Below are 22792 nucleotides of genomic sequence, written 5' to 3' on the forward strand. Positions count from 1 at the left end.
GCAATGGCGCGCATCGGCGGTACGGCCAATCAGTTCGGCTTGGCGGCGGAGGAAGCCGCAGCGCTTGCCGATGCCTTTATTGCTTTGGGCAAACCGCCCGAAGTGGCGGCTACCGCCATCAATGCACTGTTGCAAAAGCTGCAAACCGCGCAGACGCAAGGGGCAGGATTCCAAGATGCACTTAAAAGTATAGGTTTGAGTGCGGATGAGATGGCCGCCAATATCGCCGCCAATCCGCAACAGGCATTAACCGGCTTTTTGAGCAAGTTGCAGGATTTGGACAAACAGAGCCGCGCCCTGGTGCTGTCGAAACTGTTCGGCACGGAATACAGCGACGATATTGCCCTTTTGGTCGGCTCGCTCGGCGAGTATGAAAAGGCCTTGGCCTTGGTCGGTGATAAAAGCAAAGTGGCCGGTGCCATGCAGGAAGAGCTGGCTAACGTGATGGGTACGACGGAAGCCCAAATCAACCGTGCCAAAGCAGCATTTTCGGTGGCGGCGGCAGAAATCGGCAGCGCGCTGCTGCCCGCGATTACGACAGCCGCCGAAGCTGCCGCCTCTGTTGCGGGCGGCGTGGCTAAAGTTGCCCAAGAATTTCCTGTTCTCACCCAGTTGGCCGCGCTGTATGCCGGTGCACGTTTGGCGGTGCAAGCCTATGAAACCGCCGTGCGACTGACGGGCGGCTCGTCGGCGGCATCGTTTGCCAAACAACAGGTCAGCATTAACGGTGTGCGCACATCTTTACAGTCGGCTACACAGGCCGCGCGTGAATTGACGGTGCAGCTGACGGCGGCAAACGGAGCCGGCATGGGCAAGGTCAAAGGCTCGATTGCGACTTTGGGCGGTACGCTGAAATCGGTGGCAGCCAATGCAGGGGCATTGTGGGCAGCATTTGAGACAGGCCGCTCAATTGGAGACGGCCTTTACAAAAACAGCGAGATTGTGCGCAGCTTCGGAGATGAATTGGCGCGTATCCCGGCGATTATCGATTCGCTTTGGACAACGGGCGGGCTGGAAAAATACAACGAAAATTTCAAAACATCGGCTCAATCCGCCCGTGAATTGGCCGCAGCAGGGAAGAGCTGGCCAAACAGAATGCGCTGAAAAAAGAAAAAGCCGAACAGGCCGCAGCCGCAGAAGCTGCCGCCATCAAAGCCCTGCAAGCCGAATACCGGCAATCGGCATCAGAAGCCGCCGCGCTGGAAACCACGCTCAATGCCTTGCGCGCCGGTGGCCGTGAAAACACCGCCATGTATGCCGAATTTGCCGTGCAGCTTGGAGTTGCCCGAGAAAAAATGGCTGCTTTGAAAGCCGAACTTGACGCTAAAAACGCCAAAATCAGTGTGGATACGGGCGATTTGGCACGCGCCACCGCCGCGCTGGAAGAATTGGGCTTGAGCACGCAGCAAGTTACCACCGGCATGAGCGATAACGCCAATAAAGCCTTGGACAGTTTCAGTCTGGCCGCACGGCAGTTCGGTAATGATGCCGACCAGATGGGGCGGCTGTTTCAGGCGGCCTTGTCCAAAATGGACAGCCCTGAGGCAGTGGAAGCACTTAAAGGCCGTCTGAACGAGGTCGGTAAAGAAGCAGGCCTGACCGCTGAAGAAATCGAAAAAATCGGCGATGCCGCCCCAAAAGCCGCCGGCAAAGTATCCGAAGCCTTCGCCAAAATCGGCGTGGATGTCGATTCCGTCACCACCGGCATCAGCAGCAAGGCCAAACAGGCGTTTGCGGATTTTCAGACGGCCTCGAAAACGGCGGCGCAGCACGGTATCGACGGTGCCAACCTGATCCGCGCGTCGTTCGAGCAGATGATGGGCAAGCTGGAAAGCCGCCAAGAATTTGAAGCATTCCGCGCCCAATTGGAGGCCAACGGCCAAACGGCCAAACTGACCCAAGACCAAATCGCGCGCCTTAATGAGGCGGCGGCAAAAGGTGCGGGTGCGGCCAAAACGGCTTATGACCAGCTTGGCGGCAGTATTAAGGCGGCCGGAGACCCTGCTACGCTTAACCAAATCGCGAAACAGGCGCAGGCGGCTTTTGAGAGCGGCTCAATCAGCGCGGCGCAATACGACCGAGTGATTGAACAGGTCAACGCGCGCGCGCAGGAATTGGCGCAAAACACGGCCAAAGGCGGCGACCAAGCCGTGCAGGCACACCAAAAAGCCGCCGAATCCGCGCGGCAGCGCGAATCCGCCGAACGCCGTGCGGCCAATGCCGTCGGGGAATCAGCCAAGGCAACAGAAAAAGCGTCGGCAGCCGTTACCGACTACGGCTACCGAATGAGCCAAACCCACGGCTATGTCAAGCTGACGACCGAGGAGATGGAAAAGCTTAACCGTGCATTTTCGGGCGTTAAATTCGGCGCGGCCGCTGATTTGGTAACAGCCCAAGTTAAAGATTGGACCGAAAAAATAGCCAACGCCAACGCGGCGATGGAGCGGTTAAACCAATCAACATCAGCCGGCATGGTCAATAATGCCGACCTACAGCGTGCCATCACTGCGACCAATGCGGCGGCGGACAAATTGGGCGAGGTCAAATTAAGCCGATTCCGCGCGGCCATTGAAGATGCCCGCGCCCGAATGCAGGCCTTAAGGCAAGAAGCCAGCGATGCTACCGCGTCTTTGCAGGCACAGCTTGACGAACTGAACGGCAATGCCGAAGCGACTTATGCGTATCAGCACCAAAAGCAGCTTGCTGATTTGCAGGCGAAATTGGCCGAGGCGCAACGGTTCCAGCAGGCCGAAGTGGCGGCGGAATATCAAAAGCAAATCAAGTTGCTCGAGCAGATTTACCAAAAACAAAAAAGCAACCGCCAAGCCGAGCGGGTGCAAGCCCAATCGGTTAGCACGCCCGTCTATTCAGGCGGCGGCAACAGCAATTCCGGTGCGAGTGCCGATGTGTTGCGCCAAATCGGCACAGGCGGGGTCAATATCGACTTGGGCCGTCTGAGCAGCGTGCTCAAAGAGCGCGATCAGGCTGTGGTCGACAGTATGTTTAAGCAGCTTGAGGACGGTTTAAAGCGCAGTACCTGATTTCAGACTGCCGCCAAGCCGTAAAGTGCAGCCATGCCCCGCCCAATCAGGCGGGGCTTTTGTTTTAATCAGGTATTAACCACGAAAGGCCGTCTGAAATGGCAAACGATGTTTGGATTCTGAAACGCAACGATACCAATGAACGGATTGAGCTGCCGCAGGATATACGCTGGCGTGATGAGTTTGAGTGGTCGAAAGTGGCGCAAGCCGCGCCGCAGCGGACTTTGTCGGGCGGTTTGATTATCCAGCAAGGAGTCAAGCTCAACGGCAGACCGATTACGCTGTCCGGCTCGTGGGTATGGCACACACTGGGCACGGTGCGCCGGCTACGCGAATGGTCTGATACACCCGAACTGGAGATGACGCTTAGCCATTACGACGGACGCGAATTTAATGTCGTGTTCCGCCTGCACGATTCCGCGCTCGGCAATGTCGAGCCTGTACGTTATGCCACGCCTGAAGCGGGCAGCGAACGCTACACCGCCGAAATCTTATTAATGACTTTTTAAACAGGCTTTAAACCATGAATAAAACCACCCGCCTTACCCAGCAGGATTTGCAGATTTACCCGAGCCAGCGCATGACCGACACGCCGGACGGCGGCGGCCTGATGACGGGGACGCCCCTGACCGGTGCCGATAATGAGATTTTTCCGCCGGTGTCGGATGTTGACCGCACAATGGGCAGCTTTGACGCGCGTCTGCTCTACCCTGCCGTGTTGCGCAACGATGCCGAGCCGCTTTACGGCGGCCATTTCATCATCAGCGAGCCGCCGAAATCGCCGAATGTGTCGTTTTTGGCGTTTAAAGCGCGCAATTACGGCGAAGAGCGGCAGGACATCATGCCGCGCATCGAAGCCTACAGCGTGCCGACGGTCGAAAGCCGCATGACCATGATGGGGCGGCATTTGTCCGGCGTGCGCCTGATTCAGGCCTACCAGCGCGTCGAAGCCCCGCTGCCGAAGGTCGGCGAGCGTTATTGCCTTGAATTTACCGATACCCGAAATTCCGCCGCCGCGCGGCGTTACGAGTATTTCCGTATCCAGAATTTGGAGTCGGAAATCCGCACGTTTGAAATCCCGTTGCCAAACGGAGAAACCAAAGAAATCCGGCGTCGCGTGGTTAAAATGGAAATTACCAATCCGCTGGTCAACGATTATGAGGGCGTAAACTACCCGGTCGAGGGATATGCTAACGCCCCCGTTAAGATTTTGGAAACTCAGGTTGCCGATTCGGCCAGCTATTACGGTGTCAAACCCGTATCCGCGCCGCTGAAAAAAGGCGACGCCGCGCTGACCGTGTCCGGCATTTACGAAAAACTGGTGCCGACATCAACAGTTGAAACCGCCATCGCCGACCAATATCCGGTGCCGTCTGAAATGTGGATACCATCCGCGCCCGTGGGCGTGGTGTTTGCGGGATACCATAACGGCGGTAATCTGTATTTCCCGCAGCCGGTTTTGCCGGGCAGCATCGCATGGGGCAATTTTAAAGACAATGCTGCCGGCCTGCTTTCGGACGGCCGCAACAGCTACTCCGTCGATTACCATCGCGGTGTGATTGAAAACCTGCCGTCCGGCCGCTACACCATCAGCGGCCAATTCGGTGCCAAGTCGTCAGCCGCCCGTTACTCTACCTATGTCGAAGTCAAAGAGACCAACCAAGGCACAGCATGGGCACCGCTGCTCAAGCCGCTGCCCGCCCCGGGCGCATTGGCCGTGTCGTTTATGGCTTTGGGCGTGTGGTACACCCTGAAAGATTTTGGTGACGGTATTATCCGTGACGAGGCCAACACACAGGTCGGCACGGTGTCGTATGTGTCCGGCTCGGTGATTCTTAATCTGCCCGCCATGCCCGATGTCGGCAGTAAAATCGTATTCCAATGGGGCGGCGACGGTTTTCAGACCTTTGACGGCAAGGCCGCGGGGTCGGTGATGGTCGGCACGCCAAGCGGCGGCGACGGCGTGTACGACATCGGACAAGCCGTCAAGCCCGGCACCGTGCGCCTGAGTTGGACGGACGGTGGAGCCAAAACCGCCCGGGACAACGGCGCAGGCGGCATAACAGGTGACATCACCGGCACCATCGACTATGCGTCGGGTGTGATTAAAACGACCGTGGTGCGAGCGGGAAACATCGGCATCGCCCGCGAAGAGTACACGGCAGCAGATGCAAAAGGCGAAGCCCAATGGAAGAAGGGCAACTTGGTGTTAGACATCGGCCGTACCGCGCCGGGCAGTTTTATGGCGGTGTTGTCGGGGAGCCTAAATGTAAAGGTGATCTACATTAAATATCTGATTGACTCTTCCAGTCGCTTTCGTTTTCGTTATGGCGACCGCCGGATTGTCGAAAGTAACTATACCGCCAGGTCTTTTAATTTGGTGATTTCTGACAACGGCTCGGGTGGCCTGCTTTTGGACGGTAACCTGTTGAGTGGCGGCAGCATTGACTATTCAAGCGGCGCAGTAAGAATTCCGGCTGCATCGCTAGATTTGAAGGTGTATGATTCACGGCAAGGCTATGTGGATCCGGGTGAAGGTTTTTCCCGGGTCAGAATAAGTGAGATAGCCGACCGCGAAGTAAGGGTCACGCCCAACGGCAAAATCGTTTGGGTCAAAAAAGAATCTTCCGCCGCCGAGTCCAAATCGGGCAGCGTGCGCGGCTCTTTGGTGTTGGATGCGCTCAAAGGCGGCTATGCCAACGATACTGCGGTATTTGACACATGGCGGTTTTCAGACGGCAAAACCGACATCGTCGAGCGCGGCGGCGTGCTGTATAAAAATTGGGATACCGCATCCGGCAGCGGCCAGATGGTCGGCAACATGGATGATCACGGTAAAGTCGACTTGACCGATGATGCCGTTGACGGCGGCAGCCTCAAAATCACGGCAGGCATTGTAAAGCGGCCTGAAACACTCATGTACAGCTATTCCGGCCGCACGGATTCTGCTCCGGTCAAGCCGGAGAGCTTTACGGTGTATGCAGGTGATTCCGTGGCCAAATCCGATGCCGACGGCAATATTACCGGCGCATTCAACGGCACTATTGATTATGAGACAGGTTTCTACAGCGTCGAATCCGCCGACGGCTTTTATCCGTCGACCATGCGTTACAACGCCGTCACCCAAGACAATCTGCCCTTGGATTCATCGATTATCGGCATCGACTCAGTGCGGCTGCCGTCAGACGGGCGCGTGCCGATTTACCGCAAAGGCGACATGATTGTCATCGGCAGCCATCTCAAGCAGGATTTGGGCGGGTCGTTTACCGGCGGACAGCAAATCACGCTTAACCGCCAAAACATCGACCGCCTGTGTCTGCTGGACGCCGACGGCAAACACGTCCTGGCCGAAAAATACAGCATGGATTTAAAAACGGGCGAGCTGACTTTTTCCGAGCCGCTGGATTTGTCGCAATACGCCATGCCCCTGACCGCATCAATGGCATGGGAAGAAGAAAACCGCATCACCGGTGTGGATATTTCAGGCCGTCTGAAACTGCAATTCGCCCTGTCGCGCGATTACCCGCAGGAAAACACCTACGTTTCCAGCGCGCTCATCGGCGGCGATTTGCTGGTGCGCGCCACCGAGCCTTTCAGCCAGCGGGCGTGGGACAACGTATGGGCGGATGCTATGCGCGGCGAAGAGATTTTGGCCAAACTCAACGTCAAAGACTACCCGTTTAAACTGACCAGCAACGGCGCGGTTACCGAGCGTTGGCTGATACAGTTTACCGGCGAGAGCCAATACCGGCTCTACGGCGAGCAGTTGGGCTTGGTGTTGGCATCGGACACGCTGACCGGATTGGCACCCGCCAATCCGGCCACCGGCAAACCGTATTTCCGCCTGCCAGCCGCGGCATTCGGCGGCGGCTGGGAGCGCGGCAACTGCATCCGGTTCAACACATTCGGCACGCCGCTGCCCGTATGGGTATTGCGCAGCGTCCACCCCAGCCCCGACAAGCAGGCCGGGCGCGACGGTTTCACCGCCTGTCTGCGCGGCAATACGGTGGCCGGGTAAGGCCGTCTGAAAGCCGCAGGCTTCTGCGAAGCTGAAGACAAACTGCCGCCAAGCCGCAAAGTGCATCCGTGCAAGCCCCGGTTTCCGGGGCTTTTCTGCATAATGAGTGCATATGTTTTTTTAGGGATTCAACCATGTTTAATACTACCCGCACGCCCGTAAAATTATATAAGTGGGATGACCCGGGTGCGCCTCAGGTCAGCTATACCCAAGGCTCAATTAAAACCGTTTTAAAAGCGTGCTTGATTAGCGGTTACGGCGATGGAGACAACCGTAAAGAGCCGTTAGGGTGGAAAATCAGCTTTGAGGAGGATTATAAAGCTGTTTTCGCGCCGAAGGATGACGAGGCGGAAGGCTGGGCGCTGTCAGCGGATGATTCTTGGCGGGGCAATACCGGCAACCAGACCGACTCAGGAGCGCGTTGTCGGATTATTTTAAACCCGACATCAATTTCAAACGGTGAAATTGTCAATTCCGAGGCCTGGTGTGGTTTTAGTTATTCGTCATTTAAAGGTTCCGGTAAGTGGTGGCTTGTTGGCAATGGCAGAGCATTTGTTTTGGTTACCTCTGATTCATCGTCGTCTAGAGAATGCGGCTTTCTTTATTTTGGCTTATTCCCGTCGGTTGCTGATCGGCAGTCCGGTAATTTGTGTTTGGGTTTTGTGGGCGGGTTTGGGTCAGCTGCTTATACCGGCGGGAGTTTGCATATCCAATATGCGCGCAGCTATGACTATTTATCGGGGGCAGGAGGAAGGATAGTTTCTAAAGCTAACGGTTATTATTCTGTTAAATACCCTAACCCGGCTACCGGCGGGTTTTGTGCCGACGACTGCTATCTGTTGGAGACTGCCAACTCATTGAACATGCTTGCCGGCTCTTTACCCGGCTGTATGATGATTTTCGAGGATATGCCTACGTCAAACGAAGTGCCGTTTGGCAAGATTTTTAAGGATCTTGACGGCAGCGGTGACCAATACCTTTATTGCAGAGTTAATGGCCGGGGCATGCTGGTCAACCTTAATGCGTGGGAAATGTGATGGCCGACCTGTTTTTCCGCAGCCGCCCGGTATTTTATTACAGGCAATTGAGTTATCAAAACCATTTGTTGCAAAGTAACTGTTTTTTAAGGTCGGCACACCATAAATACGGCGGCAAGGGCTGCATCGCCGGCGAAGCAGACGGCATCGTCACCGTCGACGGCCAACCCGCGTCACGCCGCATCTACCTGTTTGCCCTACCCGCGATGGAATGCATCGCCGACACATGGAGCAAGCCTGACGGCAGTTACCGTTTTGACCGTCTCAACACCGATAAAGAGTACATGATGGTTGCGCGCGACTACAAAAAACAATACGAGCCGGTGAGCTACGACTACATTAAGCCGTATGTAGATTCAGACGGCTGAGAGGCCGTCTGAAATGTCCGACCCTAAAAAATACACCGCCAATGCCATACCGCTGCCGTTTGCGCAGCGGATTGACGGGCGGTCTGAAGCCAACCGCCTGCCGTTGCCTTTCAGACGGCCTTTGGGCTATGCCGGTGATGACACGCCGCCCCATGATACGGGGCAGCAGCCGGATAACCCTTTGCCGCAGCCCAAGCCTGACGACGGTTATGCGCGTGTGTCTCAAGGATGGGGATTTGTGCAGCACGCGGTCGGGTCGGCAGCGGTTTGCCGGGGTGCCGGTTATACCCATGCCGCTTTGCGGCTGCCTTTTCAGACGGCGTGGGATGCCGCGTCGGATGTGTCGGTGTGTTTAGAGCCGTTTACCGACGCTTTGGCCGATGTGCGCCGTGATACCGCCGCACATTACAGGCCGTCTGAAAAACTCGGCGGCTGCGGCCATGTGCAAACCGGCGGTATTGCCGATTTGAGACGCTGTGAGCAACCGCACACAAGCGGCAGCGCGGTTCGGGCAAACGGCAATCATGACGACACGTCGGCGGTTTCCGGCCTGTTTGTCGATACCTGCACGCAACCCCGTACCAGTGCGAGCGGTGCAGTGGGCTTGTGTTTGGATTCGGACTTGCACGCGGCGCAGGATTTGGCGGCCTGTCTGCACCCCCGATACCAACCGGCCTTAAGCGTGCCGTGCGAATACTACGAGATTCCGCTCGAGCCGGAACCGGACAACACCGAAAAGACCTATATCTGCGGCATCCGTCCGCCGTCCAACCGCATGGCATTGCGGTTTCAGCGGCGCAAAATCGCCCACGCCGCCCACGCCATACCGTTGCCGTTTGCCTGTTTTGACCAATCGGCCACCCCGATTTTAAAAGGCTACATCATGCAAAACACCGTTTCCGCCGCCGTTGACGGCCGGCCGCTCAATCTCTTGTCGGCTTCCTTTACCTGCGACACCGGCGGCTACTGCTGGCAGGGCAGCGTGACCCTGCCGCCTGATGATTTCGTGCGGCTCAATATCGACGGACGCGCCAAAGGCAGCCCGGCCTTAATCAGTTGCCGCATTAATGGCGATAATTTTGTTTTCATGGCCGAGGATTACAGCGACAACCGACAGTTCGGCCAAAAATCCTACACCGTTACCGGGCGCAGCCAAACGGCCCTGCTGGGCGACGACTACGCGGCAAAAGGCGACGGCACTTACCGCAACCCGATTTATGCGGCGCAAATCGCCAACGGGCAGCTTAAGTTCGGCAGCGTCAAGCTGGACGGCTGGGGCATCGCCGATTGGCTGATTCCTGCCGATGTGTATTCCGTGACGGACAAAACGCCGATGGCCGTGCTGCAGGAGCTGGCGGCCGCTGCAGGCGGTTTTGTCGAGAGTGACCGAGCCGAAGCCGTGGTACGGCTCAAACCGAAATGGCCTAAGGCTGCGTGGGAGATTGATTCTGCCGCCCCTGATGTCGCCGTGCCGTCCAGCGTGATTATCAAAATCAGCGGCCGGCGCAGCGTGTCGGAAAAAGCCAACGGCGTATTCGTTTGGGCAAACCATGACAAAGGTGTGGGCGGCGACATTTACCGCAGCGGCAGCGGCCGCGAGCCGCGCGCATCGGCTTTGAGCGGCGCGCTCTACACCGACCAAGCCGTGTTGACTGCCGCCGGTATCACCGCCTTGAGTGCCACGGGAATCCATAAAAAAGAGACGGTGACGCTGCCGGTATCCGACAAGTACGCCATCCCTTTGGCCGCGCTGGGGCAGATTTGGCAAATCCAAGAGCCGGTCGGCATGTGGCAAGGCGTGGTTACCGGCGTAACGCTGGACGTATCCGTTGCCGACGATGCGCCGGTGGTGACGCAAACCTTGAGCATAGACCGTTATTTGGACGATTAAACCGTTTCAGACGGCCTTTAAAGATTTTTGACGTATGAATAACTATCAAAGATTAAGCAGCATTTTAAGCCGTCAGCAGCAAGGCGTTGCCCAAATCACCGGCGACTTGGGTGGCGGCGCATGGGCGGCGCGCTCGCAGGGCGGCAGTAATTTGGTGCTGAGCGGTCAGGCGGCAATCGGCAATAAAGTGTTTTACGACATTAAGACCAACAAAATCTTGAGCCAAGCCCCGGATTTGCGGTTGATTGAGTTGGGAGTGTGACATGACAAAAAATCCCGAATTGAGGTTCAAGCGCGGCGAAACGGTGGAAATTACCGTTTTATTCGATATTTTGGATGATTACGGCATTTCGTCGCTGACAGGCGTGACCGCCGTTGCCCAATTGCGGCGCAAACACGGCGGTGATACCGTGGCGGATTTTGACGTATCCGTCTACCCCGAAACACCGCGCGTTTTACTGACTTTGACTGCCGGTGTCTGCGCCGCACTCGATGCCGGCCAATATGTGACCGATGTGATGTTCACCCGCCTTTCAGACGGCCTGACCCAATACAGCGGCGACATTGCCGTCAACATTATCAAGAGTACCAGCCATGCTGACTGATTTTAAAGTATACCGCGGCAACATCGAACATGCCGGCCATCGATACGATGACGATTTATACCGCGTGTGGCTCGCGCAGCCCGGCAACCGCGACAAGTCGTTTGACGATTTTACCGAGTGGCTCGCACAAAGCAAAAGCAGCCAAGAAGCCCCTGATTTCGTCGCCCGATTTATTCTTGCCCTCAACTGATTTAGGAAAAAAAATGAAACTGATTGACCGTATTAACCAGTTTATCGATGCCGCCGGAGCCGCCATTAAAGGCATCCGCACCGACATCGGCCAAAAAACCAACTTGCAAACCAGCGACAAAAACAGCTTGGTCGGGGCCATCAATGAGCTTAAAAGCATGGTTGACAACAATCAGGCCGGCGGCGCATTGATTGACGACGTATCGGCAGCATCAGCCACAACCGTATATTCCAGCCAAAAAACCGAGCAATTGATTGCCGCCGAAGGCCAAAACATCCGCAATCAAATCTTAGACGGCGCAGATACCGCTTACGATACGCTAAAAGAAATCGGTGATTACATTAAAGAAGACAAAAGCGGCGCGGCAACGATGGCCGAGCAAATCGGCAAACGTCTGCGCATCGATGAGGCGCAGGAATTGACGGCCGAGCAAAAAAACGCCGTCGAAACCACCCTTAACTTAGGCGATACCGATACCGACTTCGCCGCACGATTTAAGGCAGCCCTAAAATGACCTTGGAAGAGCGAATCGAAGCATTGTCTATAGCGGTGGCAGAAGAGTTAAACAGCCGCAAGGAGCAAGCCGCACCACTCAATATCCAAAGAGGACGTGTGGTGTTCAATGATGCCGTTCTGAAAAACGATTTATCAGGATGGACAGGCTTACTTAATGGCGCAATTGCCAATTCATCTGTTTATAACATCAGATTTAAAAAGCCTTTTAAAAAAGTGCCGGTAGTGACCCTTGCCCAGCAACGCACAGATACGCCAAGCTGGCGATTTATTGAGATAGTCACCGTGACCGAAGAGATGTTCAGCATCCGCTGCAACTACTGGGGCAATAACTTGATATTGCATTGGATGGCAATGGAAGAAGAGACGGCATAGCAGAAAATAGATTTACCAGAACGGAATTTAAATAATGTCATGTTCAACAGGTTCCCCCGCCCGAAAAAATCTCAAATGAAATGCGGTGTATGAATTGTAACAAGCTGCTGGCTAAAGGATGTGGCTGTGTACAAATCAAATGTCCGCGTTGCAAAACATTCAATCAATTTAAATAAGCCTTTGAGCTTTGTCTTCGAGTGCCGCGAGCACCGGAGATTAAAAAGTGACTAAAGTTTGGAATCAAGCCCCGATCCCTTTTGTTGGACAGAAACGGTTTTTTCTACAATTATTTAAAGAGTCTTTGAAACAAATTCCTGATGATGGTGCGGGGTGGGTGATTGTCGACGTATTCGGCGGCAGCGGCCTATTGGCACATACCGCCAAACGCAATAAACCCGCAGCGCGAGTCATCTATAATGACTTCGATGGGTATGCCGAAAGATTAAATAATATCCCTGATTACAACCGCCTATTGGCAGAGATTCAGGCACTTACAAAAGACGTGCCAAGAGAAGTGAGATTGCCGCAGGATGTGGAAGCGGCAGTAAAATCGGCCATCCGTAATTTCGACGGTGCAATTGATGTCAGGGTGTTATCATCATGGCTGCTTTTTAGTACCAAACAGGCAGTTGATATTGCGCAATTATTGGGCTGGGAATTTTATAACAAGGTGCGCAAAACCCCGTTTAATACGTGTGATGGTTATTTGGACGGGTTGGAAATTGTTTCTGAGGACTACGAAAATCTCATGCACCATTATCAGCATGGCGAGAATATCTTATTTGTACTTGATCCGCCTTATGTGGGCACGGAGCAATTTGCCTACAAGAACGAGAAATATTTCAATATGGTCGCATTTCTGAAGCTAATCCACCTGACACGTCCGCCTTTCATCTTATTCAGCAGCAATCGGAGTGAGATTTGTGAGTATCTTGACTATTTAAAAGAGTACGAACCGCAGGCTTGGAGTAAGTTTGCAGATGCACAAATACATAAGTTACCTGTCAAGATGGCTAAGGGGGTTTCTTATGAGGATAATATGGTGGTTAAATTTTAGATTTTGCGTTTTTTTGTCATGGATAAACTACAGGGAAGCTATGACAAAAAAACGCAAAACTATGACAAAACGCGCGCTACCTTACACACGCCATGCCAACCGTGCGCCTGTACGGCTTTCATCAGCTCCACCGAATAATGGCTGCGGCTGCTGCCTTCTAAGCCGTGAAACAACACCAGCAAAGGGGCAACGGGGTCGGCAGCATCGACAAAATCATAGGCAATCTGCGTTTGGCCGGTGCTGTCGGGCAGCAACTCGCGGCGGTAAAGCGGCGGTTTGCCTTGCAGGGTTTTGGCGAAAATGGTTTCGGCGTTGCCGTTATGCAGCCAAAACGGGGTATTCGGGGCGCAAAATGTTTCATTGGACAAAACGTTTCCGGAAAAAGCAATAATACAAGGCCAGCGTGGTGAGCACACCGTTGGTCCAGCCGACCCACACGTCAGTCGGGTAATGCACGCCCAAATACATGCGCGAATAGCCCATCAACAAGGCAAAGCAAATGCCTGCCAACAAGATAATGCCGCGATGGCGCGAACGCATACAGAGCAAGAAAGTGATGGTTGCCAAGGCAGCGGAAAAAGTGCTGTGGCCGCTGGGAAACGAGCTGTTGGTCTCGGCGATGATGCGCGGCCAAAATTCAGGGCGCGGGCGTGATATGAAAAATTTGACCGCCAGCATAATCAGCGTCGGCAGCAGGGTGCTTAAGCCGATAAACAGGCCGTAATCGCGCCTTCCGCTGAGCAGCAGCCACACCACCAGCAAGGCAATCACCGGCACCGCCAGCGAAGTTTTGCCGGCATAGTGCATCACGCCGGCAATCGGGGTAAACCATTCGCCGGTGTGGGTGTGAATCCACATCATGAGCAGTTCTTCAAAAGCGAAACGGTGGCCGGCAATGACATGAGCCGCGATGATGCCCGCCAAGACCAATAATGCGACACAGACAACCAGGATAAGGGTAGGGCGGACGGTGTGCGGGGGAGGAGCTTGGAAATTCATTGAAATGCTTGAAATCTCGATAATTCGGTATGTTGGTAAAGGGGAAGCTATAAAAATCCCGATATTGATAGTTTATTGCATTGGTTTTTGATAATTATTGCTTTTTTCTGATTGGAAAAGCAGGTAAAAGCTACGGCTTTGCCATACAAAACTTGCTATTCTGTCATTAAAAGGGTATGGGACACAATGCCGTCCCGAACACACAAACCATTGCCGTGCAGTTCAGGCGGCATATAACAAGGCGTCAAGCGTTAAGGTAAAAAACCGCAAACGCCGTTTTACCTAGCATACGGAGGTTATCATGCCAGTCTTCTTTTTAAATGTGATTATGGTCATCGGCTTCGCATCGCTGGCAACGCTGGCGGCGTTGTGGGTCAGCGAGCCGGATTTGTAACTCAGTCTTTTATTTGATTCAAAAAGGCCGTCTGAAATATTGGTTTTCAGACGGCCTTTTGCCGCCCAATTATTTTTCAAACAGTATCTTTCAGTTCTGCCCCCAAATCACGCAAATGCTGCAACACATCCGCCCACGCCGTATCCAGCAGCGCACAAGCCGATCCTTCGGCCTTAATGCCGAAATCAATATGCGAATGCACGCGCCGGCCGTTACCGTCGGTGCGCGCCACCGTGGGCAGACTGTACGAGCGCACGCCGGGATAAGTTTGCTCGATGTATTCCATCAGCGGCGTCAGGCGCGATTCGGGCTGGCCGAATACATACACGCTGCGAAAACCGCTTTCTATCTGATTGAAGCGCTCGGCGTAATAGGTATCCAATACCCATTCGGCCATCGGATGTGCCATCACCGGAAAACCGGGAAAAAAATAATGCTCCGAATCGAAAAACCGGCGATGTTGTTGAACGAATTTGGCACCGGTTCCGCGCCTTCGGGAAAATCGGCCATATTGAGCCGCTGCGCGTGTTCGGCCGAATCGAGCAGTTCGCTGCGCTGGAGTGTCACGCCTTCGATGTTTTTCGCTGCTTCAGGGTGGCGTATTAACGGGAGGTCCAACGCCGCTGCCGCCGCTTGGCGCGTGTGGTCGTCGGGGGTCGCACCGATGCCGCCGGTCACAAAGGTCGGCATGCCGTCTGAAAAACTGCGCTGAAGCTGGCGCACCAGCAATTCAGGCTCATCCGGCAGATACTGCACCTGATTGAGCTTGAGGCCGCGCGATTCCAACAAAGATTTGAAAAAAGCAAAATGCTTGTCTATCCGCGTGCCGTGCAGGATTTCGTCGCCGATGATGATGAGGTTGAATAAATGTTGTCGCTCTTTCATAATTTTTCTCTCCAGAGGCCGTCTGAACGTTTTTTCAGACGGCATGAGTATTCAATCTAAAAGGAAAATGATGCGTGAATATCGGTTAAAGCAGCCGCTGAATGTGTGGGACAGTTTGGAAACTGCATGCTATGCCGCCTTCGGTTTGCTGCTGTTGCTGACGGAAAACAGCTGGGGCATGTTAATCGGTTTGGCCTTGTTTGCCATGGCCGCATGGACGATATGGCGTGATTTCGACAAACGTTGCCGTGAAATTGTGTTTTCAGACGGCCAGATTGAGCAAGTCAGCCGGCGCGGCAGAGAAGCCTTGGAGGTGGCGGATTTTTGCGGCGCAGCAACATTTAGCGACACGCAGCGCGGCAGAGTCGGCAATGTGTATCAGACTGCGCTGGGTCCTACAAACCACCTTGCTCAGCCATTGCTGCTGCACACAGTCGTACAATCGTTTACACATTTGCCGGCGCAGCCGCCGCAAGCTGCTGATCAAGTTCGCCGACAGATTGCGGAAATCTCAGGTTTGCATGATTTTGGCGATGTGGGTGCCGCAACTTTGTCGGAGCTATACGCCAAATGCTGTTTTTTAAAATGAAAGGAGGGCGGTTTGTTTAGAAAATCCGCTTTTTCAGGCGGCCTAAACTGGATTATCTGCCGTATTTATAAGATAATAAACCCAATTTTACAAAGCGGGCAGCCGTGCCCATTTATTTTTAGTCTGACAGGATTTTTTATGAGCCAAAATCATACCATTTTACAGTCGCTGCCGACCGGCCAAAAAGTCGGCATCGCCTTTTCCGGCGGCCTGGATACTTCGGCCGCGTTATTGTGGATGAAACTGAAAGGCGCGCTGCCTTACGCCTACACCGCCAACTTGGGTCAGCCTGACGAAGACGATTACAACGCCATTCCGAAAAAAGCGCTGGAATACGGTGCAGAAGCCGCCCGCCTGATCGACTGCCGCGCGCAATTGGCGCACGAAGGTATTGCTGCGATTCAGTGCGGCGCGTTCCACGTTTCCACCGGCGGCATCACTTATTTCAACACCACGCCGCTGGGCCGGGCCGTGACCGGTACCATGCTGGTGTCGGCGATGAAAGAAGACGATGTCAACATTTGGGGCGACGGTTCGACCTACAAAGGCAATGACATCGAGCGTTTTTACCGCTATGGCTTAGTTACCAACCCGAATTTGAAAATCTACAAGCCTTGGCTCGACCAGCAGTTCATCGATGAATTGGGCGGCCGCCAGGAAATGAGCGAGTTTTTAATCGCCAACGGCTTTGATTACAAAATGTCGGTAGAAAAAGCCTATTCCACCGACAGCAACATGCTCGGCGCCACCCACGAAGCCAAAGATTTGGAATTTTTGAACAGCGGCATCAAAATCGTCAAACCGATTATGGGTGTGGCTTTCTGGGACGAAAGCGTCGAAGTGAAGCCGGAAGAAGTGAGCGTGCGCTTTGAAGAAGGCGTACCGGTAGCCTTAAACGGCAAAGAATACGCCGATCCGGTGGAATTGTTCTTGGAAGCCAACCGCATCGGCGGCCGTCACGGCTTGGGCATGAGCGACCAAATCGAAAACCGCATCATCGAAGCCAAATCGCGCGGCATCTACGAAGCCCCCGGCATGGCCTTGCTGCACATCGCCTACGAGCGCCTGCTCACCGGCATCCACAATGAAGACACCATCGAGCAATACCGCATCAACGGCCTTCGCCTCGGCCGCCTGCTGTATCAAGGCCGCTGGTTTGACAGCCAAGCCCTGATGCTGCGCGAAACCGCCCAACGCTGGGTGGCCAAAGCCATCACCGGCGAAGTAACCCTCGAACTGCGCCGCGGTAACGACTACTCGATTCTGAATACCGAGTCGCCAAACCTGACCTACCAAGCAGAACGCCTGAGCATGGAAAAAGTGGAAGATGCCGCGTTCACCCCGCTCGACCGCATCGGCCAATTGACCATGCGCAATTTGGACATCGCCGATACCCGCGCCAAATTGGGCATCTACTCGCAAACCGGTTTGCTGCAATTGGGCGAAGGTTCGGTATTGCCGCAATTGGGCGAGAAAAAATAATTCAGTTGATTTGAGCTGATTGAATGATCAAGGCCGTCTGAAACACACGTTTTCAGACGGCCTTACTTTTGTAAAACTTCATCAGCAGCAATAGAAATCTTTAAAGCCGTCATTCCCGTGCAGGTGGGAATCCATCTTGGTATTTAAGAAACCTATTTATTTAATAGTTTGTTATGCTGAAAAATGGATTCCCGCCTGCGCGGGAATGACGGCTGTCGTTGTGTACACCGATTTGTGAAAGTATTTGGCGGAGGGCTCAACCTTTTATAAAGACAGAACTTACCCCTGATTCTTCCACGTCAAGGCCAAATCATACAGCACCTTTTTGCTCTCGCCGGTAATCTTCGCCGCCAAATCGGCGGCTTGTTTGGTCGGCAGTTCGTCGGCCAAGACTTTCATGACGTTTTGCGCGTGTTCGGGCAAATCGCTGCTTTTTTCCTTAACGGCCGGATGCAGAACCAACACCATTTCGCCGCGGGTTTGGTTGCTGTCTGCCTGTAAGGCCGTCTGAATTTCGCTGACCGTGCCGCTGAGGAAGGTTTCAAAGGTTTTGGTGATTTCGCGCGCCAACACCAATTCGCGCTCAGGGAACAGGGCGGCCATGTCGGCCAGCGCGGCTTCGATGCGGTGCGGTGTTTCAAACATCACAATCGGGTAATCGGCTTCTGCCCATTTGGCCAACAGTTTCTGCCGTTCGCCCGATTTCGGCGGCAAAAAGCCGTTGAAATAGAAATTCGGCTCGCTCACCCCGGCGGCGCTGAGTGCGCCCATCACTGCGCTGGCGCCGACCACCGGCACCACTTTATAGCCGGCTTGGCGCACGCGTTGGGCCAGTTTCGCACCGGGGTCGCACACGGCAGGCGTGCCCGCATCGGATACTTGCGCCACCATCAGGCCGTCTGAAAGGTACCGGATGATTTTATCGGCCATGTGCTGCTCGTTTTGCTCGCGCACGCTGATGAGTTTGCCCTGTATGCCGTAGGCGCTCAATAATTGGGCGGTCACGCGCGTGTCTTCGGCGCAGATGATGTCGGCGGTTTTCAATACGGCCAAGGCGCGCAGGGTAATGTCGGCCAAATTGCCGATGGGGGTGGCGACCACGTATAATGTTTGCGCGCTCAGGCTGTCGCAGGCTTTTTGATGGTGTTTTTGAATCATGATGTTATGCGGCTTTGAATGCCGTCTGAAGGAAAGTGCGTTCATTATATAATAAGGGGAACAAGATATGCGTTTAAACCACAAACAGGGCGCGGCAGGCGAAGATGCGGCGCTGGCTTTTTTGCAGCAGCAGGGCTGCCGGCTGGTGGCGCGCAACTGGCATTGTCCGTATGGAGAAATCGACCTGATTGTCAAAAACGGTAACATGATTCTGTTTGTTGAAGTAAAATACCGCAAAAACTGGCAATTCGGCGGGGCGGCCTACAGTATTTCTTCGTCCAAATTATTGAAATTGCAACGAAGTGTAGAGTATTATCTGCAACAACACGGCCTGAATCACGCGCCATGCCGCTTGGATGCGGTGCTGATTCAGGGAAGCCAACCGCCCGAATGGGTGCAAAACATCACAGGTTGATTGATTAGATGACGACATTACAAGAGCGCGTGGCGGCGCATTTTAGCGAAAGTATCGAAGCCAAACGGCAGGCGGCGCAAGTGTTGGCCGAGCCGGCCGCAGAAGCCGCGCAATTGCTGCTGCAATGCTTGATGAACGACGGTAAAATTTTGGTGTGCGGCAACGGCGGTTCGGCTGCCGATGCGCAACATTTTGCCGCCGAGATGACCGGCCGTTTTGAAAAAGAACGCATGGAATTGGCGGCCGTGGCGCTCACCACCGACACTTCCGCACTCACCGCCATCGGCAACGATTACGGCTTCGATCATATTTTCAGCAAACAGGTGCGCGCTTTGGGCCGCTCCGGTGATGTGTTGATCGGGATTTCCACTTCGGGTAATTCCGGCAACGTCATCGAAGCGATGAAAGCGGCGCACGAGCGCGACATGCATGTCATTGCCATGACCGGCCGTGACGGCGGCAAAATGGCGGCCATGCTGAAAGACAACGATGTGTTGCTCAACGTGCCGCACCCGCGTACCGCCCGCATTCAGGAAAACCATATCCTGCTGATTCACGCGATGTGTGACTGCATCGACACCATGCTGCTCGAAGGCATGTGATTTCTGTTCAGACGGCCTCATTAAAAAGGCCGTCTGAAACCTGTTTGACATCATCCGAAAGGACGTTTATGAACAAACCATTCAAAACTTTATTGGCAGCGGCTTTGTTGGCAGCAACTTTGAGCGGCTGCGTCAGCGCTGTGGTCGGCGGCGCGGCTGTCGGCACCAAATCTGCGGTTGACCGCCGCACCACCGGCGCACAGGCCGACGACAATGTGATGGCTTTGCGTGTCGAGCAAACCGCATTGTCTTACCTGCGCCAAAACAACCAAACCGCTGATTACCAACCTAAAATCAATGTGGTCAGCTACAACCGCCGTTTGTTGTTGCTGGGTCAGGTAGCCACCGAAGGCGAAAAACGTTTTGTCGAACAAATCGCCCGTTCCGAACAGGCTGCGGAAGGCATTTACAACTACATCACTGTAGCCACGCCTAGCCGTACTTTTGGTAACGTCAGCGCCGATACTTGGGGTACATCCAAAGTGCGCGCCACTTTGCTGGGCGTGAGTCCGGCCACCCAAGCACGCACCAAAATCGTCACTTACGACAACGTGACTTATGTGATGGGCATTCTCACGCCTGAAGAGCAGGCGTTGGTTACCCAAAAAGTCAGCACCACACTTGGCGTGCAAAAAGTCGTGACCCTCTATCAAAACTACGTTCCACAATAATAAAGAGGCCGTCTGAAACCGTTCAGACGGCCTTACCGAATCCTTGATTCGCCACACCAACGGACAGTTTCTATTCATGGCAAAACAGCAATTCCAACTCAGACCCAAACATTTAATCACGGCCACCTTGGTTGTGTGCGTTTTGGCCATTATTGTGCTGATTATCGGCGTGCTCGGCACCTTCAAACCGCGCGACGAAGAGCGCCGTCAGGAAGAGCAAGCACAAAACAGCAACGCGAAGCCAATCGTGTTGAAGTATGGAAACCCAACGGCAGCAACAGTCAGGAAACCGTTATCCTGAACCCTGATGCCGTCAACGCGCCACGCCGTCAAGCAGGCGCACAAAACGCAGCGGATAGCGACGAACAGGCCGCGCGCAACCCATTTATCAATTCTTCGCCGTCACGCAGCCGTGCCGAATCGCGTGAATCGCCGGAGCAACCGCGTCGCGCCCGCCCACGCAGCGACAGCGAAATCAATCGTGCGCGTCCGGCAGAAACCCAGCCGGCCCAGCCGTCGCCATCGCTGCAAAGCCCGACAGTGGCGCCGCCGCGTCCGGCAGAGCAAGCCGTGCCTGTTCAACCCCATAGCGGGCCCAAGCCCGAACCACGTCCCGATCCGAAACCTGAGCCGCGGCCGGCACAGGCACCGCAACCTAAACCGCAGCAAAAAGAAGTCATTGATAATTTGTTCTGATGTGCTTGCGGCCAGCCACAGTTTTAAACCTTTCAGACGGCCTGAGACCTTTGCAAACTCCCCATCTTTGGTACAGCTCTTCGTTATGCGCTGCTCGAAAGCTTGCCTGTCTTGATGATAGGTCTGCGCTTTCTGCCCTGCGCTCACTTGGAACTGTACCTGAATCCGGGAGTTTGCAAAGGTCTCTGCCTAGGGAACGCTTAATATGCGTCCCATGACTAGGCAGTCTGAAAACATGAAGGAATGTATGAAATGATGGATCAAGTTGTAATCAAAACCCCAGAAGAAATCGAGAAAATGCGCGAGCTCGGCCGCTTGGTCGCCGAAGCACTCGATTACATTACCCCGTTTGTCAAACCGGGCATCACCACCAATGAAATCGACAAGCTGGTGTACGACTACCATGTCAATGTGCAAGGCGGCTATCCTGCACCTTTGAATTACGGCAATCCACCGTATCCGAAATCATGCTGTACTTCTGTCAACCATGTCATCTGCCACGGTATTCCGGATGACAAGCCTTTGAAAGAAGGCGATATTCTGAATATCGATTTAACCATTAAAAAAGACGGTTTTCACGGCGATTCCAGCCGCATGTTTACCGTTGGCGAAGTCAAACCGTTTGCCCAACGCCTGATTGACGTGACCCACGAATCGATGATGGCCGGTATCGAAGCAGTGAAGCCGGGCGCAACTTTGGGCGATGTCGGTTATGCCTGCCAGCAGGTGGCTGAGAATGCGGGCTATTCGGTGGTGCAGGAATTCTGCGGACACGGTATCGGCCGCGGTTTCCATGAAGCGCCGCAAGTTTTGCATTATGGCCAAAAAGGCCAAGGTCTGGTGCTCGAGCCGGGCATGATTTTTACCGTTGAACCCATGATTAACCAAGGCAAACGTCATTTGCGTATCCTCCCGACGGTTGGACCGTGGTAACGAAAGACCGCTCTTTGTCTGCCCAATGGGAACACGAAGTTTTGGTGACCGAAACCGGCTATGAAATCTTGACCATCAGCCCGGCAAGCGGCAAACCATAATTAAATTGTTTAGTTTTGTAAAAATTTTGCGAAGTTTGGATTCATTCTTCAAAATAAAATATTGATTATTATGCAAATTATTTTTTGAAATATTTATGTAAGAAATATTTATTCGGATTATGACGAGTGCAATAAAACTTCTTTCGAATAATCTGTCTAATATATTTGTACGATGGGGTATTCATATAGATCTTATGCTTTAATTTAGTGCAGGCAATGTGTTTGCCTGACTGAGCAAGGTTTTTAGGGATACTGCTAGACTAAATATACGATAAGAAGGAAACCTCATGAAGTCGTTTGAGAAAATTGACAATATCCGCGACATCCGCAAAAAACTCGGTTTAAATCAAATGGACTTTTGGAGCCGCATCGGTGTGACCCAGTCCGGTGGTTCACGTTACGAGTCCGGCCGCAATATGCCTAAGCCGGTACGTGAGCTGTTGCGTCTGGTGCATATCGAACGCGTGGATTTGTCAAAAGTCAACCGCGATGATTTGGCTGTTGCTTCCTTGCTGAAAAACCGCGATCCGGAGCTGTATGCTTCTTTGAAAAAAGAAGCCAAGGCCGACAAAAATAAATAAGCTGTATTGTTTATGGCTGTCGCCAAGCAGAGGTAAACCCGAGGCCGTCTGAAACGCAAATCTCGTTTCAGACGGCCTTTTTGCGTTATAATCAAGCCTATTTCATTTTCGACATCCGCTGCCTTTTGAAGCGTAAACGTTTTATAGTGCAGGGCGGATGTTTTGTCATATTCCCACCAAACAGAATCCAT

23 protein-coding genes and 3 pseudogenes are annotated in these 22792 nt (G+C 53.7%); 22 read left to right on the top strand and 4 right to left on the bottom strand.

Annotation, left to right across the window (positions count from 1 at the left end; genetic code table 11):
• The first annotated feature begins 3 nt into the window (after window positions 1-3).
• From CGZ65_RS13535 to CGZ65_RS00070, 14 genes are all read left to right on the top strand, one after another.
• Entirely contained in the window at window positions 4-1104 is a 1101-nt protein-coding gene (locus CGZ65_RS13535; protein ID WP_096296046.1) for a phage tail tape measure protein, read from the top strand.
• A gap of 116 nt (window positions 1105-1220) precedes the next feature.
• Window positions 1221-3041 carry a hypothetical protein gene (locus CGZ65_RS00010; RefSeq protein ID WP_096294367.1) on the top strand — a complete coding sequence of 607 codons (1821 nt, stop codon included), beginning with the start codon at window positions 1221-1223 and terminating at the stop codon, window positions 3039-3041.
• A gap of 98 nt (window positions 3042-3139) precedes the next feature.
• Complete coding sequence (locus tag CGZ65_RS00015; protein ID WP_096294368.1) at window positions 3140-3550, top strand: hypothetical protein; 411 nt, start codon at window positions 3140-3142, stop codon at window positions 3548-3550.
• A gap of 14 nt (window positions 3551-3564) precedes the next feature.
• Complete coding sequence (locus CGZ65_RS00020) at window positions 3565-7059, top strand: hypothetical protein (RefSeq protein WP_096294369.1); 3495 nt, start codon at window positions 3565-3567, stop codon at window positions 7057-7059.
• Between the two features lie 134 nt (window positions 7060-7193).
• Window positions 7194-8096 (top strand): hypothetical protein, encoded by a 903-nt coding sequence (locus CGZ65_RS00025; RefSeq protein WP_096294370.1) that lies wholly within the window; start codon window positions 7194-7196, stop codon window positions 8094-8096.
• The gene (locus tag CGZ65_RS00030) at window positions 8096-8464 is read left to right on the top strand and encodes a hypothetical protein (RefSeq protein WP_096294371.1); all 369 of its coding nucleotides are present in this window, start codon (window positions 8096-8098) and stop codon (window positions 8462-8464) included. The genes CGZ65_RS00025 and CGZ65_RS00030 overlap by 1 nt, the downstream gene beginning before the upstream one ends.
• 13 nt (window positions 8465-8477) lie before the next feature.
• Entirely contained in the window at window positions 8478-10355 is a 1878-nt protein-coding gene (locus CGZ65_RS00035) for a hypothetical protein (protein WP_096294372.1), read from the top strand.
• 34 nt (window positions 10356-10389) lie between these two features.
• Window positions 10390-10617 carry a hypothetical protein gene (locus CGZ65_RS00040; RefSeq protein ID WP_096294373.1) on the top strand — a complete coding sequence of 76 codons (228 nt, stop codon included), beginning with the start codon at window positions 10390-10392 and terminating at the stop codon, window positions 10615-10617.
• 1 nt (window position 10618) lies between these two features.
• Window positions 10619-10960: a hypothetical protein gene (locus CGZ65_RS00045; protein WP_096294374.1), complete on the top strand. Its 342-nt coding sequence runs from the start codon at window positions 10619-10621 to the stop codon at window positions 10958-10960.
• Window positions 10950-11150: a hypothetical protein gene (locus CGZ65_RS00050; protein WP_096294375.1), complete on the top strand. Its 201-nt coding sequence runs from the start codon at window positions 10950-10952 to the stop codon at window positions 11148-11150. The genes CGZ65_RS00045 and CGZ65_RS00050 overlap by 11 nt, the downstream gene beginning before the upstream one ends.
• Window positions 11151-11163: 13 nt before the next feature.
• Window positions 11164-11664 carry a hypothetical protein gene (locus CGZ65_RS00055; protein ID WP_096294376.1) on the top strand — a complete coding sequence of 167 codons (501 nt, stop codon included), beginning with the start codon at window positions 11164-11166 and terminating at the stop codon, window positions 11662-11664.
• Complete coding sequence (locus CGZ65_RS00060; RefSeq protein WP_096294377.1) at window positions 11661-12038, top strand: H-type lectin domain-containing protein; 378 nt, start codon at window positions 11661-11663, stop codon at window positions 12036-12038. Before CGZ65_RS00055 ends, CGZ65_RS00060 begins: the two co-directional genes overlap by 4 nt.
• A gap of 80 nt (window positions 12039-12118) precedes the next feature.
• Window positions 12119-12214: a Com family DNA-binding transcriptional regulator gene (locus CGZ65_RS00065; protein ID WP_096294378.1), complete on the top strand. Its 96-nt coding sequence runs from the start codon at window positions 12119-12121 to the stop codon at window positions 12212-12214.
• Window positions 12215-12261: 47 nt separating this feature from the next.
• Window positions 12262-13095 carry a DNA adenine methylase gene (locus tag CGZ65_RS00070; protein WP_096294379.1) on the top strand — a complete coding sequence of 278 codons (834 nt, stop codon included), beginning with the start codon at window positions 12262-12264 and terminating at the stop codon, window positions 13093-13095.
• An 86-nt stretch (window positions 13096-13181) separates the two neighbouring features.
• Here CGZ65_RS00070 and CGZ65_RS00075 read toward each other — a convergent pair.
• The 3 genes and pseudogenes from CGZ65_RS00075 to CGZ65_RS00085 form a co-directional block, all read right to left on the bottom strand.
• Window positions 13182-13463, bottom strand: a pseudogene (locus CGZ65_RS00075) (alpha/beta hydrolase); the annotation flags it as partial.
• Window positions 13453-14094, bottom strand: a complete 642-nt coding sequence (locus CGZ65_RS00080) for a phosphatase PAP2 family protein (protein ID WP_096294380.1) — start codon at window positions 14092-14094, stop codon at window positions 13453-13455. The gene CGZ65_RS00080 and the pseudogene CGZ65_RS00075, both read right to left, overlap by 11 nt.
• Before the next feature lie 470 nt (window positions 14095-14564).
• Window positions 14565-15373: pseudogene (locus tag CGZ65_RS00085) on the bottom strand (competence/damage-inducible protein A).
• Window positions 15374-15440: 67 nt separating this feature from the next.
• On the opposite strand from CGZ65_RS00085, the gene CGZ65_RS00090 reads away from it, so the two are divergent.
• Window positions 15441-15962 (top strand): hypothetical protein, encoded by a 522-nt coding sequence (locus CGZ65_RS00090; protein WP_232507460.1) that lies wholly within the window; start codon window positions 15441-15443, stop codon window positions 15960-15962.
• Window positions 15963-16100: 138 nt separating this feature from the next.
• The gene (gene argG, locus CGZ65_RS00095) at window positions 16101-17444 is read left to right on the top strand and encodes an argininosuccinate synthase (RefSeq protein WP_096294382.1); all 1344 of its coding nucleotides are present in this window, start codon (window positions 16101-16103) and stop codon (window positions 17442-17444) included.
• A gap of 279 nt (window positions 17445-17723) precedes the next feature.
• Here the strand turns inward: argG and rsmI are convergent, their stop codons facing one another.
• Window positions 17724-18647: a 16S rRNA (cytidine(1402)-2'-O)-methyltransferase gene (gene rsmI / locus CGZ65_RS00100; RefSeq protein ID WP_378595820.1), complete on the bottom strand. Its 924-nt coding sequence runs from the start codon at window positions 18645-18647 to the stop codon at window positions 17724-17726.
• A 22-nt stretch (window positions 18648-18669) separates the two neighbouring features.
• Between rsmI and CGZ65_RS00105 the strand changes: the two genes are divergently transcribed.
• The 6 genes and pseudogenes from CGZ65_RS00105 to CGZ65_RS00135 all read left to right on the top strand — a co-directional run bounded on the left by CGZ65_RS00105 (window position 18670) and on the right by CGZ65_RS00135 (window position 22601).
• Window positions 18670-19017: a YraN family protein gene (locus CGZ65_RS00105; protein WP_096294384.1), complete on the top strand. Its 348-nt coding sequence runs from the start codon at window positions 18670-18672 to the stop codon at window positions 19015-19017.
• 8 nt (window positions 19018-19025) lie between these two features.
• Window positions 19026-19619 carry a phosphoheptose isomerase gene (locus CGZ65_RS00110; RefSeq protein WP_096294385.1) on the top strand — a complete coding sequence of 198 codons (594 nt, stop codon included), beginning with the start codon at window positions 19026-19028 and terminating at the stop codon, window positions 19617-19619.
• Window positions 19620-19687: 68 nt separating this feature from the next.
• Window positions 19688-20290, top strand: coding sequence for a BON domain-containing protein (locus CGZ65_RS00115; RefSeq protein ID WP_096294386.1), 603 nt, complete (start codon window positions 19688-19690; stop codon window positions 20288-20290).
• Window positions 20291-20425: 135 nt separating this feature from the next.
• On the top strand, window positions 20426-20986 hold the full coding sequence (locus CGZ65_RS00120) for a hypothetical protein (RefSeq protein ID WP_096294387.1): 561 nt from the start codon (window positions 20426-20428) through the stop codon (window positions 20984-20986).
• Window positions 20987-21241: 255 nt separating this feature from the next.
• Window positions 21242-22020, top strand: a pseudogene (gene map / locus CGZ65_RS00130) (type I methionyl aminopeptidase).
• Between the two features lie 287 nt (window positions 22021-22307).
• Complete coding sequence (locus CGZ65_RS00135) at window positions 22308-22601, top strand: helix-turn-helix domain-containing protein (protein ID WP_095501722.1); 294 nt, start codon at window positions 22308-22310, stop codon at window positions 22599-22601.
• Window positions 22602-22792: the final 191 nt, after the last annotated feature.

The sequence above is a fragment of the Neisseria weixii genome (assembly GCF_002327085.1).
Taxonomy (GTDB): Bacteria; Pseudomonadota; Gammaproteobacteria; order Burkholderiales; family Neisseriaceae; genus Neisseria; species Neisseria weixii.